Annotated in this window: 19 protein-coding genes; 16 read left to right on the forward strand and 3 right to left on the reverse strand. The window is 38.5% G+C overall.

Going from position 1 to position 16,016, the window contains the following annotated elements:
- The first annotated feature begins 34 nt into the window (after positions 1-34).
- Complete coding sequence (locus ACFSR8_RS01105) at positions 35-958, forward strand: DUF6427 family protein (protein ID WP_380288185.1); 924 nt, start codon at positions 35-37, stop codon at positions 956-958.
- Here the strand turns inward: ACFSR8_RS01105 and upp are convergent.
- Positions 947-1,606, reverse strand: coding sequence for a uracil phosphoribosyltransferase (upp, locus tag ACFSR8_RS01110; protein WP_380288187.1), 660 nt, complete (start codon positions 1,604-1,606; stop codon positions 947-949). The genes ACFSR8_RS01105 and upp overlap by 12 nt on opposite strands.
- Before the next feature lie 154 nt (positions 1,607-1,760).
- Between upp and ACFSR8_RS01115 the strand changes: the two genes are divergently transcribed.
- Both ACFSR8_RS01115 and ACFSR8_RS01120 read left to right on the forward strand, forming a co-directional pair.
- Positions 1,761-2,366 carry a DUF4254 domain-containing protein gene (locus ACFSR8_RS01115; RefSeq protein WP_380288189.1) on the forward strand — a complete coding sequence of 202 codons (606 nt, stop codon included), beginning with the start codon at positions 1,761-1,763 and terminating at the stop codon, positions 2,364-2,366.
- Between the two features lie 7 nt (positions 2,367-2,373).
- Positions 2,374-3,426, forward strand: coding sequence for a glycosyltransferase family 9 protein (locus ACFSR8_RS01120; RefSeq protein ID WP_380288191.1), 1,053 nt, complete (start codon positions 2,374-2,376; stop codon positions 3,424-3,426).
- 45 nt (positions 3,427-3,471) lie between these two features.
- On the opposite strand, the gene ACFSR8_RS01125 is transcribed toward ACFSR8_RS01120, so the two are convergent.
- On the reverse strand, positions 3,472-4,530 hold the full coding sequence (locus tag ACFSR8_RS01125) for a 2Fe-2S iron-sulfur cluster-binding protein (RefSeq protein WP_380288193.1): 1,059 nt from the start codon (positions 4,528-4,530) through the stop codon (positions 3,472-3,474).
- 114 nt (positions 4,531-4,644) lie between these two features.
- On the opposite strand from ACFSR8_RS01125, the gene ACFSR8_RS01130 reads away from it, so the two are divergent.
- From ACFSR8_RS01130 to ACFSR8_RS01145, 4 genes are all read left to right on the forward strand, one after another.
- Positions 4,645-4,983 carry a PadR family transcriptional regulator gene (locus tag ACFSR8_RS01130; RefSeq protein WP_380288195.1) on the forward strand — a complete coding sequence of 113 codons (339 nt, stop codon included), beginning with the start codon at positions 4,645-4,647 and terminating at the stop codon, positions 4,981-4,983.
- Positions 4,984-5,110: 127 nt separating this feature from the next.
- Positions 5,111-5,512 carry a DUF2059 domain-containing protein gene (locus tag ACFSR8_RS01135; protein WP_380288197.1) on the forward strand — a complete coding sequence of 134 codons (402 nt, stop codon included), beginning with the start codon at positions 5,111-5,113 and terminating at the stop codon, positions 5,510-5,512.
- Between the two features lie 9 nt (positions 5,513-5,521).
- Positions 5,522-7,000 (forward strand): DUF5687 family protein, encoded by a 1,479-nt coding sequence (locus ACFSR8_RS01140; RefSeq protein ID WP_380288199.1) that lies wholly within the window; start codon positions 5,522-5,524, stop codon positions 6,998-7,000.
- Between the two features lie 5 nt (positions 7,001-7,005).
- Positions 7,006-7,701 carry an ABC transporter ATP-binding protein gene (locus tag ACFSR8_RS01145; protein WP_380288201.1) on the forward strand — a complete coding sequence of 232 codons (696 nt, stop codon included), beginning with the start codon at positions 7,006-7,008 and terminating at the stop codon, positions 7,699-7,701.
- A gap of 66 nt (positions 7,702-7,767) precedes the next feature.
- On the opposite strand, the gene ACFSR8_RS01150 is transcribed toward ACFSR8_RS01145, so the two are convergent.
- Entirely contained in the window at positions 7,768-7,998 is a 231-nt protein-coding gene (locus ACFSR8_RS01150) for a hypothetical protein (protein ID WP_380288203.1), read from the reverse strand.
- 205 nt (positions 7,999-8,203) lie between these two features.
- On the opposite strand from ACFSR8_RS01150, the gene porW reads away from it, so the two are divergent.
- The 9 genes from porW to atpA all read left to right on the forward strand — a co-directional run bounded on the left by porW (position 8,204) and on the right by atpA (position 15,945).
- Positions 8,204-10,783, forward strand: a complete 2,580-nt coding sequence (gene porW / locus ACFSR8_RS01155; RefSeq protein WP_449272389.1) for a type IX secretion system periplasmic lipoprotein PorW/SprE — start codon at positions 8,204-8,206, stop codon at positions 10,781-10,783.
- A gap of 13 nt (positions 10,784-10,796) precedes the next feature.
- The gene (locus ACFSR8_RS01160; RefSeq protein ID WP_380288207.1) at positions 10,797-11,225 is read left to right on the forward strand and encodes a bactofilin family protein; all 429 of its coding nucleotides are present in this window, start codon (positions 10,797-10,799) and stop codon (positions 11,223-11,225) included.
- 4 nt (positions 11,226-11,229) lie between these two features.
- Positions 11,230-11,421, forward strand: a complete 192-nt coding sequence (locus tag ACFSR8_RS01165; protein ID WP_380288209.1) for an AtpZ/AtpI family protein — start codon at positions 11,230-11,232, stop codon at positions 11,419-11,421.
- Entirely contained in the window at positions 11,411-11,812 is a 402-nt protein-coding gene (locus ACFSR8_RS01170) for a hypothetical protein (RefSeq protein ID WP_380288211.1), read from the forward strand. The genes ACFSR8_RS01165 and ACFSR8_RS01170 overlap by 11 nt, the downstream gene beginning before the upstream one ends.
- Before the next feature lie 104 nt (positions 11,813-11,916).
- Positions 11,917-12,999 carry a F0F1 ATP synthase subunit A gene (gene atpB, locus ACFSR8_RS01175; protein ID WP_380288213.1) on the forward strand — a complete coding sequence of 361 codons (1,083 nt, stop codon included), beginning with the start codon at positions 11,917-11,919 and terminating at the stop codon, positions 12,997-12,999.
- Between the two features lie 48 nt (positions 13,000-13,047).
- The gene (gene atpE, locus ACFSR8_RS01180; protein WP_076698954.1) at positions 13,048-13,239 is read left to right on the forward strand and encodes an ATP synthase F0 subunit C; all 192 of its coding nucleotides are present in this window, start codon (positions 13,048-13,050) and stop codon (positions 13,237-13,239) included.
- Positions 13,240-13,318: 79 nt separating this feature from the next.
- Positions 13,319-13,819: a F0F1 ATP synthase subunit B gene (locus ACFSR8_RS01185; RefSeq protein ID WP_380288215.1), complete on the forward strand. Its 501-nt coding sequence runs from the start codon at positions 13,319-13,321 to the stop codon at positions 13,817-13,819.
- Between the two features lie 7 nt (positions 13,820-13,826).
- Positions 13,827-14,363, forward strand: a complete 537-nt coding sequence (gene atpH, locus ACFSR8_RS01190; protein ID WP_380288217.1) for an ATP synthase F1 subunit delta — start codon at positions 13,827-13,829, stop codon at positions 14,361-14,363.
- Between the two features lie 7 nt (positions 14,364-14,370).
- Complete coding sequence (atpA, locus tag ACFSR8_RS01195) at positions 14,371-15,945, forward strand: F0F1 ATP synthase subunit alpha (RefSeq protein ID WP_380288219.1); 1,575 nt, start codon at positions 14,371-14,373, stop codon at positions 15,943-15,945.
- The last annotated feature ends 71 nt before the right edge of the window (positions 15,946-16,016 follow it).

Consider the following 16,016-nt stretch of genomic DNA (forward strand, 5'->3'; position numbering starts at 1 on the left):
GTATATTTACGGAACAAAAATACAAAAACCGTTAATGATAACAAGTATTTTTAGAAAATCTAAACCTGTAAATCTCATAATCGTTTTTTTTCTTATCGGTTTGGCCTGTTCTATATTTACATTCAATTCGGCCAAACATAGCTTTTCATCCGCAAGCGTGGTGCAAATGTTGCTATGTTTAGGAATAAGTTTTTTTTCTGTTTTGATACTCAATTTTGTCTCGAGTAAAAACAACTTAACCAAACACAATAGCTTTGAAATTGTACTTTACGGTTTTTTTTTATTGCTGATACCCCAAACCACTGGAAGTATCAGTGTTATGCTCTCCAACGTGTTTTTGCTGTTTAGCTTAAGAAGAATGATTAGTTTACGATCTCAAAAAAGCGTGTTGAAAAAACTGTTTGATACTTCATTTTGGATAGCCATTGCAACGTTGTTTCATCCTTGGGCTATTCTTTTTTTTATTCTCCTACCCATGGCTGTTTTGCTTTATACAGAGAATAAGCTGAGAAATTGGCTCGTGCCGTTAACGGCAATCATAGCAGTTTTGCTCATTGCTTACTGCGTATGTTTTTTTATAGACTTTGATTTGATGGGTTATTATTTCAATGGATTTCAAGTAAGTTTTGATTTCACAAATTATAACACGACACCCTTTTTAATTGCTACAACGCTGTTATTTTCATTCGGACTTTGGTCCTCCTTATTTTACATCCGAAGTATCCGGGAAAAGAAAAAATCCTTGCGCCCGGCCTTTAATTTGGTGATGATAACCGTAGTGATTTCATTCCTAATCGTTATATTATCTCCAAATAAACAGGGTAGCGAGTTTCTATTTATGTATGCGCCTCTGGCAATTATTGTCTCTAACTATATTGAGGTGATCAATGAGAAATGGTTTCGCGAAGTATTTCTGTCTATTCTTGTTTTGATGCCGTTCTTCCTGTTAATGCTGTAGTTTTTTGCCAAAGGCCAAATCACCTGCGTCTCCCAGTCCTGGTATGATATAACCCCTGTCATTTAATTCTGAATCGATGGATGCAACCCATAAATGCGTTTGTTCCGGAAAGTGTTCAACGACATATTCAACCCCTTTTTGCGCTCCAATTACCGAGATTAAATGTATATCTTTTGGTGTACCAAAGGATTTTAAGGCATTAAAAGTAGACGCAAAAGATTGGCCGGTTGCCAACATTGGATCGGCCAAAACAAGCGTTTTGTTTTCGAGATCTGGGCAAGCTAGATATTCTACTACAATTTCAAAACTTTCGGAGTCGCCCTTGTGGTGGCGGTAGGCTGATATAAAGGCATTTTCAGCAGTATCAAAATAATTTAATAAACCCGTATGTAGCGGTACACCTGCTCTTAAAACAGAGCATAGTACAATTTGGTCGTCAATGATATCTATCGCGGTTTCACCCAAAGGAGTTGTTACGGTTTTTGGTTCATAGTTTAGGGTTTTGCTCATTTCGTAACCTAAAATCTCGCCTATCCTTTCGATATTTCTTCGGAAACGCATACTGTCCTTTTGAACTTTGATATTCCGTATTTCAGAAATAAATTGATTTAAAATGGAGTTTTCCTTGGATAGATGATGAATGTGCATAACAGTTTTTTAAGAAAGTAAAGTTAACCAAATAAAGAATTATAAGCCGAACTTGAAATAGCTTCATACAAGATCTGAGTTCATAAACTACACCACAATCAGCTAAGGATTCTTATTTAATTTATGTAGTTTTGTGCTCTAAACACTGCGCAATATGTTCACTACCAAAGCCAATAAGATATTTCAAGACGTAATTGAAAAATACCACGTGATTAACACCGTTGACCAATCGTTTGAGAACCCCTATTCAAAGGAAAATTTAATCGAACATTTGCTGTACCGAAAGTGTTGGATTGATACGGTGCAGTGGCATTATGAAGACATTATCCGAGATCCAAATATCGACCCAGTAGCCGCTCTGAAATTGAAGCGTCAGATTGATGCCTCCAATCAAGATAGAACAGATATGGTAGAATATATTGACAGTTATTTTTTGGAAAAATATAAAGATGTTACTGCAAAATCGGATGCTACTATAAATACGGAAAGTCCAGCATGGGGAATTGACAGGCTCTCAATTTTGGCCCTTAAGATTTACCATATGAATGAAGAGGCCACAAGAACTGATGCTTCGGAAGCACATAGGGCGTCATGCCAAAAGAAATTGGATGTGCTTTTAGAGCAACGTGTAGATTTATCCACGGCTATTGATACCTTATTGAGCGATATTGAAAAAGGCGATAAATACATGAAGGTGTATAAGCAAATGAAGATGTATAATGACGACGAGCTGAACCCTGTATTGCGCTCCCAAAAATAGAATTCCTGTGAAAACAGGAATCTCAATATCAATTGAGATGCCCAAAGCTTCAAAACACATCCTCGTCATCCGCCTTTCCGCCATGGGGGATGTGGCTATGACCGTCCCGGTTTTATGGGCATTAACAACTCAACACCCAGAATTAAAAATTACCGTTTTAACCAAAGGATTTTTCAAACCTTTTTTTAGGGATATTGAAAATGTCGATGTCTTTTCGGCGGATGTTAAAGGCGAACATAAGGGTGTTTTTGGCCTTTATAAATTGGCAAAACAACTCAATAGTGAACATCAGATTTATGCGATAGCGGATTTGCACAGCGTCCTTCGCAGTAAGGTTTTAAAGAAGTTTATTCGTTGCAGAAGGTTCATTTCCATAGATAAAGGGCGTAAAGAAAAAAAGGCACTAATAGATGGAAAAACATTCAAACAATTGAAAACGACGCATCAGCGTTATGCTGATGTTTTTATGGCTTTGGGTTACGAGGTGGATATATCAAACCCCAATTTTCCAAAAAAGGGGAATCTGGATGTAAAAACAAGAGCCTATTTTGGCAAGAATTTCAAAAAGTGTATCGGCATCGCGCCTTTTGCGGCGCATCAAGGAAAAATGTACCCTTTGGATTTGATGAAGGAAGTCATTGCGCAACTTCAGAAGGATTATAGCATCATTCTGTTTGGTGGTGGGGAAAAGGAAATTCAATTGCTAAACGATATTCAAGCAGATTTCAGCAACGTCTCAAGTGTTGCAGGCAAGTTGACTTTGAATGAAGAGATGGACGTCATTTCAAATTTAGATGTCATGTTATCCATGGACTCGGGAAATGCTCATGTAGCGGCCATGCTGGGTATTAAAGTAGTGAGCGTTTGGGGAGTGACCCATCCGTACGCGGGATTCGCACCATTTAATCAGCCCGAAGATTACGCTCTTTTGGCTGATAGGGAGCAATTTCCGTTGATACCAACCTCAGTTTATGGAAATAAATGCCCAAAAGGCTATGAAGATGCCTCGGCCAGTATTTTACCAGAAGCTGTAGTTGGGAAAATAAAATCTATCCTCTAATTTTACCAAATTAGTGCTGGCCAGAGTGTTAGTTGGTACATATTTCTAAACGTCATCGTAATCCACGACAATGGTTTGCGTGGTGGGATGCGCTTGACAAGTTAAAATCAAGCCTTCGGCAACTTCAGTTTCGGTAAGAATGTTGTTTTGACGCATGGTGGCTTCACCTTCGGTTACCCTAGCCATACAACTACTGCAGATACCTCCCTGGCAAGAATAAGGGGCATCCAAATCTTCATCTAAAGCCGCCTCTAAGATGGTTTGCTTTTGGGACATTTCAAAGGTGGTTTCCTCGTCATCCACTACGACGGTTATTTTTGTATTGCCCACGGCGGCAGTTCGATCTCCTTCAATTTCACTGGTCTTGGCGGCTTTAAACAATTCAAAAAGTATGCGATCCTCATCAATGCCATGGCCTGTTAAAACGTCTTTTACCACGTGTATCATAGCCTCCGGACCACACAAGTAAAAGGCATCCACTTCAACATGCTTATGCTTATTTTTCATCACATAATTAACCGTACTCTTTTCAATTCGCCCGAAAATAGAGTTTTCTTCATCCGATTGGCTGAATACAAATTGAATGGAAAATCGGTCTTTATGGGTATGCTGCAGTTCAAGCAACTCATCCAAGAACATTGTATCTTTGGTGGATTTATTGCCATAGACCAAAATTACTTTACTATGCACTTCTTCTTCCAAAGCACATTTGATGATACTCAAAACAGGAGTAATACCACTCCCGGCAGCAAAGGCAGCAATGTTTTTGGTCTTTTTGTCATTGGGTTCAAATGTGAAGCGTCCTTTTGGGGGCGCTACTTCAAGAGTGTCGCCCACTTTTAATTCATTATTGGCATAGGCCGAAAACGTACCGTCCTTAACTTCTTTAACAGCTACTTTTAAATCACCACTTTTGGGAGAAACGCACAAGGAGTAATCCCTGCGCACTTCATTACCATTGATTTCAGATTTTAAGGTAATGTATTGCCCTGCCTTAAACTGGAATTTATCTTTTAAGTTTTCGGGTACATTAAATGAAATACTTACAGATTTATCAGTCTCTCTTTTGATGGTTTTTACTGAAAGTTTGTGGAATCCGGACATGCTAAAATATAGTTTTCGCAAAAATAATGAAGCCACATCATTTAATGCAGATTTTCAGAAAAAAATAAATACATAATTATTCTATGCATAAGAAAACAATGTATATTTACAACTATGGAAAACAACAGTTTATACAAGGGAAGTATATCCACTATTATTTTGAAGCTATTAAACGAGCACGATAGGATGTATGGCTATGAAATTGCTCAAAGAATTAAGGAAATAACGAAGGGTGAACTGAAAATAACTGAGGGTGCACTATATCCCGCTCTACACAAGTTGGAGGCACAGGGTTTGGTAGATGTCGAATTTAAAAAAGTGGCCAATCGCATGCGGAAATATTACACCCTCACCGAATTGGGTACCAAGGAAACTGTTGAGAGGCTTGCCGAGTTGGAATCCTATATCAGAAATATGCGCGCTTTGGTGAACCCAAGATTTCGGGAGGAATAATGGATGGCGTTTGATTCAAATCTTCCAATTTCACTTTTTTATGGAAAAATGCATTTTGAGATGTAACGTTTCCTCAAATTTGTATACCGATAACACGAATTAACATTAACCATAATTTCTTTTCAAAATGAAAAATAGTTTACTTGCGCTTGTCTTTATTTTTACACTATCTATAACGGCACAGGAGAGTACCGATTTCAAATCCGAAACCATTGAATTTATAAAAATCACTGGAGCTACCAAAGCGTTTGAATCGGCCATTGGTCAACTTGGAGCTATGGTTCCAGAAGAAAAAAAGGAGGCTTACACAAAGGAAGCCAACGGAACTTTAGGGGGTTTATATGATAAATTGGCGGATTTATATATGGCCGAATTTACAAGGGAAGAGATCCAAGAACTGGTAAAGTTTTACAATACCGAATTAGGCAAAAAACTGGCTGGAAAACAAGTAATGCTGGCACAAAAAGGTATGCTGTTGGGCCAAACGTGGGGCATGGAAGTACAAGGGGTAGCTCAAAAGTATCAATAGGTAAAAGCCATGATAAAACGTTTTTTACGATTAGAATGGAAGTCGTTTTTTAGATCGGCAAGTTTTGGGAAAACCCTGGGGTTAAAAATCCTTATGGGTTTTGTGGCATTGTATTTTATTGTCAGTTTTCTGAGTGCTGGTATTGCATTGTATCCTATTTTGAATAAAAAATTTCCAAACCAAAACCCGTTAAATATATTAAACAACTTCTTGTTTTTTTGGATTTTAGGTGATTTGGTATTTCGCTTTTTCTTTCAGAAACTACCCGTAATGAGCGTCAAACCTTTATTGACGTTACCCATCAAAAGAAGTTACATAGTAAACTACGTCCTTGGAAAATCGGCACTGTCCTTTTTCAACTTCCTGCCTCTTTTTGCTATTGTCCCATTTGGAATTAGATTGTTGATAGAGGGCTATCCGGCAGGTCATACATTAGTTTGGATATTGGCATTGGTGCTCACGGCGTTAATCATCAATTTCCTGAATTTTATTATCGAAAATTTTTCGGCCGAGACTGAATTGTCGTTTTTGCCAATTATCTTACTGGCTGGGGGCTTGTATGCATTGAACCATTTCAATGTTATATCCCTTTCAGCTATTTTCGGAAAGGCATACAATGCCGTTTACACCTCCCCATTACTTATCTTGGTGCCTATCCTTATTTTGAGTTTACTGTATTGGGTCAATTTTATACTACTGCAAAAGAAACTGTTTTTAGACAGTGGTTTGAAAACTGCGGTAAAGGAAGTCAGCACCTCCAGCATGGAATGGACCAAAAGTTTTGGGGATATTGCACCGTTTATGCAATTGGACTTAAAATTGATTTTGCGCAATAAGCGCACAAAATCCTCTCTTTGGATGTTGGCGATGGGCCTATTGTATGGCTTGTTCATTTATGTTAACCCAAAATTTCAAGACAAAGAGGTGTTTTTCATTTTTGTTGGGATATTTTCAACAGGTATTTTCCTGATGAACTTCGGGCAGTTTGTACCGGCATGGGACAGCGCTTACTACAAATTGCTGATGAGCCAAAACATCAAGTATGAGCAATATCTGAAATCTAAATTCACCTTAATGGCAATTAGTGTGGTGATACTTTTTGTTTTGGGAATCCCTTATGTGTATTTCGGGTGGAAAATATTGATTGCCCATTTTGTGGCCGCCATTTATAATATTGGAGTAAATACCCACGTCATCCTTTTGGGTGGTTCGTACAATCGTAAACGAATAAATTTGGACCAAAAAGCGACCTTTAATTATCAAGGAACAGGCGCGATGCAGTGGCTCATCGGGATTCCATTGTTATTGTTTCCCATGGCCTTGTTTTGGTTGCTTAGTTGGTTGCTAAATTTTGAACTGGCATGCTTGATACTAGTTATAATGGGCATTATGGGCATCATTTTGCATCACAGGATTATGAGTTTTATCACCAAAAAATATTTAGGATCAAAATATAAAATGATCGATGCGTTCGATCAGGAAAATTAAAAGCTATGATTACTACAACAAATTTATCAAAATCATACAATGGCAATCAAGTATTGCATATCGAGGGCTTGGACATTCCGAAGGGGCAAAGTTTCGGTTTGGTTGGGAATAACGGGGCAGGGAAAACCACCTATTTCAGCCTACTATTGGATTTAATTCAACCTACTACGGGGCATATCGTATCGCATGACATCCAAGTGAATAAAAGTGAGGATTGGAAACCCTTTACTTCGGCTTTTATTGATGAAAGTTTTTTGATAGGCTATTTAACGCCAGAGGAATATTTCTATTTTGTAGGTGAGCTTCGCGGACAAAATAAGGCGACCGTGGATGCATTTGTGTCTCAGTTTGAGGATTTTTTCCATGGTGAAATTTTGGGGAAAAAGAAATACCTGCGCGATTTGAGCAAGGGTAACCAAAAGAAGGCGGGCATTGTGGCGGCACTTATTGGAAACCCCGAAGTGGTGATTTTGGACGAACCCTTTGCCAATCTGGATCCCACTACCCAAATCCGACTGAAAGAAATTGTAAAGCATCTTGCAGAAAAACAAGGAGTTACCGTGCTGATTTCAAGTCATGATTTATTACATGTGACCGATGTATGCGAGCGTATCGTGGTTTTAGAAAAGGGTGAAATTGTTAAGGATTTGATTACTAATGAAGCTACTTTGAAGGAATTGGAGGCTCATTTTGCGAATTAGGTTTTCGACAATACATTCTTGGCCCTAATTACTGGGCCAAAATCTACCTTTATTCAAGATGAAGTTTTAATCAACTTTCAGATTCCTTAAATTGTACTTTATCCTATGGTTCTCAGAAACCCATATAGTTCCTACTGGTTCTGCTGGGGCTAAACCACAGTCTTCAGCACGCTTAATACTTTCAGGGTCATTTATGTCAACTATAATGACGTCAGGACAATTATTGTCATCTGACGAACAATTCCAAATTAAAGTAGAAGTAATAATCAACAATAAGAACTTAGTAAGTTTAGGCATAAAAATATTTTTGAAGCAAATATATATGAAAAGCAATGAAGGAAATCCAAAATTCGCATGATAAAAATTTCATTCCATGTACTTTCTGAGAAAGTAAACTAATCTCCTTAAAATAATTAGCATAATCAAAAAAGATGCTTATTTTTACCCACTTACATAATATATATAAGACTTTGTAGTTATCTATAAACCAAAGAAAAGGGTGTTGAAACCATATACGAAACCTATACTATTTATACTTTTTGCCACACTTACCATTACGGGTTGTTCCCGCAAAAAAAGTACGTTTTTAAGTAGAAACTACCATGCCGTTACTGCGGAATACAACGCGCTGTACAACGGCTACAATGCTTTGGAGCTGGGTACCACAAGTCTTAACGATGGCTATCAGGACAATTATTGGGAGGTGTTGCCGATTGAACGGATGCAGATTTCGGAGGAAATTATACTTCCGGGGCAGTCTAAAAACGAAAACTTCACCAGATCTGAGGAAAAGGCGGCCAAAGCCATCCAAAAACACAGCATAAATGTTGAGGGCAAAGAGTATAATCCACAGATGGACGAAGCGTATTTGCTTTTGGGGAAAGCACGGTATTTTGACCAACGCTTTGTGCCTGCGTTACAGGCCTTTAACTATATTTTGTATAAATACCCGGCGAGCGATAAAATAAATCAGGCCAAGGTGTGGCGGGAAAAGACCAACATTCGTTTGGATAATAGTGAGTTGGCCATTAAAAACCTTAAACGCCTGTTGCGTCAGGAAGATTTGGATGGTCAGGATTTGGCCGATGCTACCTCTATGCTGGCCCAGGCCTATTTGAATATTAAGGTGGTTGACACGGCCATCACCATGTTGGAAATAGCTTCCAACGCTACAAAAAGTAATGATGAGCGTGGGCGTTACCGATTTATTCAAGGGCAATTGTATAATCAATTGGGTTACAAAGACAGCGCCAATATCGCTTTTGATAAGGTGATTGAGCTAAACAGGAAAACCCCAAGAATCTATATGATTACCGCTCATTTAGAGAAAATCAAAAACTTCGATTACGAGAATGGGGATAAATTGGCATTAATAGAGTTGCTGGACGAATTGGAGGAAAACCGAGAAAACAGGCCGTTTTTGGATAAGATTTATCACCGTATTGGTTCACATCATTTAACGAACGGTTCAGATTCTCTGGCGGTCAGTTATTTCAATAAATCCTTGCGCACCAATACACCTGATAAGATTTTGAAATCCAAGAACTACGAGATTTTAGGGGATATGAATTTTGACAAGAGGTTGTATGCCGATGCTGGAGCTTATTATGATAGTACTTTGGGCAACCTGAAACTGAATTCTAAGCCGTATCGTATTATCAAACGTAAGCGAGACAATTTGGAGGATGTGATTTATTACGAAGGCATAGCCAAAGTGGATGATAGTATTTTGAGACTAGTCAATCTTTCGGATACTGAGAAGTTGGATTATTTCCAAGGTTTGGTGGATAAACTTAAAAAAGAGGCTGAGGAAGCTGAGGAAGAAAAGGAGAAAAAGGAAGCTTTGGAACGAAATAATGCAGGATTAGCAACGGTAAATAATCAGCTGTCGAGTGCCAATATTGGCCAACGAGCGGCCCTTGCAAATCAGGGGCAGGCCAACACCTTTTATTTTTATAACCCCACCACAGTGGCCTATGGTAAAAACGAATTTAGAAAAGTATGGGGCGATAGAACTTTAGAGGATAATTGGCGATGGGCCAATAAAGGAATTTCCAGTGGTTCGACTGGAGGAGTTTCGGGTACGGATATTGTGGCAAGTGCCTCGGAGGAAGAGCGTTTTGATCCTCAGTTTTATATTTCCAAAATTCCGTCAGAAGAAAAAGAAATCGATAGTATTTCAAAAGAACGCAACTATGCTTATTACCAACTGGGCTTAATTTACAAGGAAAAATTTAAGGAATATGAGCTGGCAAAAGATAAATTTCAGGAATTGTTGGAAAGCGACCCAGAAGAACGTTTGGTATTGCCTTCAAAATATAATTTGTACAAAATCTATGAGCTTTTGGGCCAAAACGACGAAGCTTCAATTGCCAAGGATGATATCATTTCAAAATATCCAGATAGCCGATACGCAGCCATTTTGAACAATCCTGAAGATGTCTCTGGTAAAGATGAAAACAGCCCTATTGTGCTTTATGAAAATCTTTATGCCGTCCATCAGAAACAGGATTATCAAATGGTAATTGATAAATGTGAGGCCCATATTAAAACTTTTGATGGCGAACCTGTCGTACCTAAATTTGAGCTACTGAAAGCCACTGCTACAGGACGCTTGTATGGTTTTGACGCCTATAAAAAGGCGTTGAATTATATCGCGGTTACCTATGCCAATACCCCTGAGGGCCAAGGCGCTCAGCGATTGGTGGACGAAATGATTCCTAAGATAGAAAGCAAGGAATTTGTGAACGACAGCATTGCCGATAATTTCAAAGTGGTTTTTAAATTTCAAAGGGATAATCCCAAAAAAATTGAGAAGTTTAAAACCGTTTTGGATACTGTACTGAAAAATGTAAGGTATTATAAATTAGACGCTTCGGTTGATGTTTACGATACAAATACTACCTTTGTAGTAACCCACGGGCTAAGAACGGCCGGCGTGGCTCAGACCTTTCACCAAATATTATTGGATAAAGATCAAAAGAAAATAAAAGAGCCCTACTTTGTAGTTTCATCTACAAACTACCAAATTCTGCAAATTCATAAGAATTTGGATACCTACTTAAACTTGAACACCAATTAAAACCAAGAATGTTATGTTTTCTGAAAATAAAAAAGATAAGCACATGACTGAATCTACATCAAACCAAAACATTATAGCCCAAGGCACTAAAATCGTTGGAGACTTCAATAGCGAAGGCGATTTTAGAATAGACGGTACCATTGAAGGTAATATTAAAACTACCGGAAAACTGGTGGTAGGCAAAGAAGGCTTCATTAAAGGTACTTTGCAGGGCACCGACGCCCATTTTGAAGGTAAATTTTCTGGAAAACTATCACTTTCCGGCACATTGACACTTAAGTCTTCAGCTTTTATTGAAGGTGAAGTGGTAGTGGGCAAATTGGCAGTAGAGCCAGGCGCTACCTTTAATGTGACCTGTGTGATGAAAGGCACTGTAAAACCAATGACCAACGGAGGTGAGCCAACAGCAACCAAAAAACAACAAACCGAAAAGACCGCTTAAGAATGTGGCTATCCTTTCCGGGATTGCAATTCAAATGGGGGTGACCATCTATCTTTTTGTGCTTTTAGGCAAATGGTTGGATGGTAAATTCAACAATGGCGATAAACTCTACATTATCATTATGACACTTCTTGGCGTGGCCGTATCCCTTTATGCGGTTTTAAAACAGGTGAACCGAATTAATAATGATGAATAACCCTTTCGTCAATTTTGCATTGAAAGCAAGTGGCGCATTGCTCCTTGCCTTTTTTTTACACTTGGGGGTGCTTTACACTTTAAACTATCCCCTTTTTGAAAATCATATTGTGCTGTCGTATGTCATCAACCTTATTCTTGTTTTAAAGGTTTTCGGCATCCTTTATTTGTTGCGTTATAAATATAAAGGACAACTCGGTTTTCTATTTTTGGCCGGGAGCATCATCAAATTCGCCGTATTTTTTATTGTATTCCATCCAAGGTTCAAGGCAGACGGGGTTATCACCAAGCTGGAATTCGCCTCTTTTTTCGTCCCATATTTAGTCGGATTAATTTTAGAAACGGTAAGCCTAAGCAAATGGCTTAACAAACTCGATGAAACCTCCTCGTAATCAATAAACAAACATATCCTCAAATAAAAAGAAAAATTGTTTTTGTTTTTGAGATAAAAACATACCTTTGCACCGATTTTTAAGCCACTATTATTTAGAGTGATATGCGAAAAAAACTAGCTTTAAAGCCAATTACCCTTTTACTGTTTTTACTAACCTTTGTTTCTTATGGAAAAGAAAAAGGGCATTCCGAAGGAAAAGACACCGCGGAATACGTTAAAGAATACATTCAGCATCACTTAAAAGACTCCTACGATTTTAATCTATTTTCATACACCAGCGATTCTGGTGAGGAAAAGCACGTAGGCTTCCCGCTACCTGTTATTCTGTGGGATAACGGTTTGAAAATCTTTTCATCTTCAAAATTCCATCATGGCGAAACAGTAGCCGAGGTGGATGGAAGCTATTACAAATTACATCACAGCAAAATATACAAGGTTGATGGTCCCAATGGTGAAATCATGGAGGACGATCATCATCATGCAACAAACGAAAAGCCATTGGATTTTTCATTGACCAAAAACGTGTTGATGATTATGATGGTGTTTGCATTAATGTTCTTTATGTTCAGTAGAATGGCGAAGGCCTATGCTAAGAACAACGGCATGCCAAAAGGATTGGGTCGTTTTTTAGAGCCAATAGTACTATATGTACGGGATGAGATTGCTATTCCAAATATTGGTGAAAAGCACTATAAGCGTTATATGAGTTATTTGTTGACCGTATTTTTCTTTGTTTGGATTATCAACTTGTTTGGATTGACGCCAATTGGAATGAACGTAACCAACAATATAGCGGTAACCTTGTGTTTGGCGTTGATTACCTATTTTATAACCACCTTTTCAGGAAACGCCAACTATTGGAAGCATATATTTTGGATGCCTGGAGTGCCATGGCCTATGAAAATCGTTCTAGCTCCAATTGAATTACTAGGGACATTTATCAAGCCTTTCGCATTAATGATTCGTTTGTACGCAAACATTACAGCAGGTCACGTGGTATTGATGAGTATCATTGGGATGATATTCTTGTTCCAAAACTGGATTGGTAGTTCACTATCGTTCTTGTTGGCATTTGTTTTAGCTATTCTAGAGCTGTTAGTAGCGGCTTTACAAGCATATATTTTTACCGTGCTTTCAGCACTGTACTTCGGTATGGCTGTGGAAGAGCATGACGAACACCACTAATAATGGTGATTTATAACGTTGAATGTTTAATTAATTAAATACATATTTATGGAAATTCCAGCTATCGTAGGAGCAGGTTTAGTAGTAATTGGAGCAGGAATCGGAATCGGTAAGATTGGTGGTTCGGCTATGGAAGCAATTGCGCGTCAACCTGAAGCTACAGGAAAAATTCAAACAGCTATGCTTATTGCAGCAGCTTTGATTGAAGGTATTGGATTTGCTGCATTATTTGCAGTGTAACACACAAGGAAACAGCTATAACGGTTGGTTATAGCTGTTCTTTTAATTAAACATCAGGTATTTTATAATATAGATTATCATGGGAAAATTATTTGAAGACTTTTCATTAGGATTGTTTGTTTGGCAGGCAGTATTGTTTATTGTTCTCGTACTTTTATTGAAAAAATTTGCATGGAAGCCCATTTTGGATTCAGTAAACAGTAGAGAAGAAGGTATTAAGGATGCACTGGAATCTGCCGAGAAAGCCAAATTGGAGATGGAGAACCTTCAGGCGGACAACCAAAAGTTGTTAAAAGAAGCAAGAGTAGAGCGTGAAGCCATGCTAAAAGAAGCACGCGATATCAAAAACAAAATGATTGAGGATGCGAAAGGCGAAGCACAAGCAGAAGCCTCTAAGTTAATTGCTCAAGCACAGGCATCTATACAAAGTGAAAAGAAAGCGGCTATTGCTGATTTAAAATCTCAAGTGGCCAATTTATCCATTGATATTGCAGAAAAAGTAGTTCGTGGTGAACTATCAAATAAAGGCAAGCAAGAAAAGTTGGTGGAGTCTATGCTGGACGATGCTACTTTAAACTAGAAGTATTATGGCAGGAACAAGAGCAGCGATACGTTACGCAAAGGCAGTCCTTAGTTTAGCACTTTCAGAAAAAAAGGAAGATGCCGTTGATAAGGATATGAAGGCCATTGCCAAGGCTATTGCAGAAAGTGAGGATTTAAGAAGTATGCTAGGTAATGCAGTAGTTAAATCTGAAACTAAAAAAGTTGCGTTATTGGCTGTTTTCCCAAAGTTGAACAGCATAACCAACGGTTTATTGGACGTGCTGATTTCCAATAAAAGAATCGATATTTTAAATGACGTTACTGTAAAATATAGCGAATTGTTGGATGTACACAATGGCAAAGAAACGGCTCAAGTTACTACTGCAGTCCCTTTAACAAAAGCTTTGGAGACTAAAGTGTTGGCCAAAGTAAAAGAATTGACCAGTAAAACGGTTGAACTTGAAAATATCGTAGATGAAAGCATTATAGGAGGTTTTATCTTAAGGGTTGGCGATAAGCAATACGACGCTAGTATAGCAAACAACCTTAATAAATTAAAAAGAGAATTTACATTAAATTAAAAATAAGATGGCAGAAGTAAAACCAGCTGAAGTATCAGCAATCTTAAAACAACAACTGAAAGGTTTTGAAGCCTCAGCTTCGTTAAATGAAGTAGGAACTGTACTTACCGTTGGTGATGGTATTGTACGTGCTTACGGATTATCAAATGCACAATACGGCGAGTTAGTTGAATTCGATGGCGGCCTGGAAGGTATTGTACTTAACCTTGAGGAGGACAACGTAGGTATCGTACTTTTGGGTGCTTCAGTAGGAGTAAGTGAAGGCTCTACTGTAAAGCGTACAGGACGTATTGCTTCTATTAATGTTGGTGAAGGCATTGTTGGTCGAGTTGTTGATACCTTAGGTAACCCAATCGACGGTAAAGGTCCAATTTCTGGTAAAACTTATGAAATGCCTTTGGAGCGTAAAGCACCTGGAGTAATTTTCCGTGAGCCGGTAACCGAGCCATTACAAACGGGTATTAAATCTATCGATGCCATGATTCCTGTGGGTCGTGGTCAGCGTGAATTGGTGATTGGAGACCGTCAAACCGGTAAAACTACGGTTTGTATCGATACTATCTTAAATCAAAAAGAATTTTACGATGCAGGCGAGCCTGTATATTGTATCTATGTTGCGGTTGGGCAAAAAGCATCAACCGTAGCAAACATTGCTAAAACTTTAGAAGACAGAGGTGCATTAGCCTATACGACTATCGTTGCGGCAAATGCTTCTGATCCTGCACCAATGCAGGTATATGCGCCTATGGCCGGAGCGGCGATTGGTGAGTACTTCAGAGATACTGGCCGTCCAGCTTTGATTATTTATGATGATTTATCAAAGCAAGCCGTTGCCTATCGTGAGGTATCCTTATTATTAAGAAGACCACCGGGACGTGAGGCGTATCCTGGAGACGTTTTCTACTTGCACTCGCGTTTATTAGAGCGTTCTGCAAAAGTAATTAACGATGATAGTATCGCTAAAAACATGAACGATTTACCGGATTCATTGAAGCCAATGGTGAAAGGTGGAGGTTCTTTAACAGCCTTACCAATCATTGAAACGCAAGCAGGTGACGTATCGGCATATATTCCAACAAACGTAATTTCGATTACTGACGGACAGATTTTCTTGGATGGTGATTTATTCAACTCTGGTGTGCGTCCGGCAATTAACGTAGGTATCTCGGTATCTCGTGTGGGTGGTAATGCTCAGGTGAAATCAATGAAGAAAGTATCAGGTACTCTGAAATTAGACCAAGCACAGTTCCGCGAATTGGAAGCGTTTGCGAAGTTTGGTTCTGATTTGGATACTGTTACTTTAAATGTAATTGAAAAAGGTAAGCGTAACGTTGAAATATTGAAACAAGCGCAAAACGACCCATTTACTGTTGAAGACCAAATCGCAATTATCTATGCGGGTTCTAAAAACTTGTTGAAAAATGTGCCAGTTGATAAAGTAAAAGAATTTGAAAGAGATTTTATCGAATTCCTAAATGCGAAGCATAGAGGTGTTTTAGATACTTTGAAAGCAGGTAAATTAACTGATGAAGCTACGGATACATTAACGGCCGTAGCTAAGGATTTATCTAGTAAGTATTGATCCCCTCCCAGCCTCCCCAAAGGGGAGGAGTTATCAGGAGGACACAATATAAAATATAACTAACAAAATCC

Origin of the sequence: Hyunsoonleella rubra (genome assembly GCF_042684665.1) — a bacterium.
GTDB lineage: Bacteria > Bacteroidota > Bacteroidia > Flavobacteriales > Flavobacteriaceae > Jejuia > Jejuia rubra.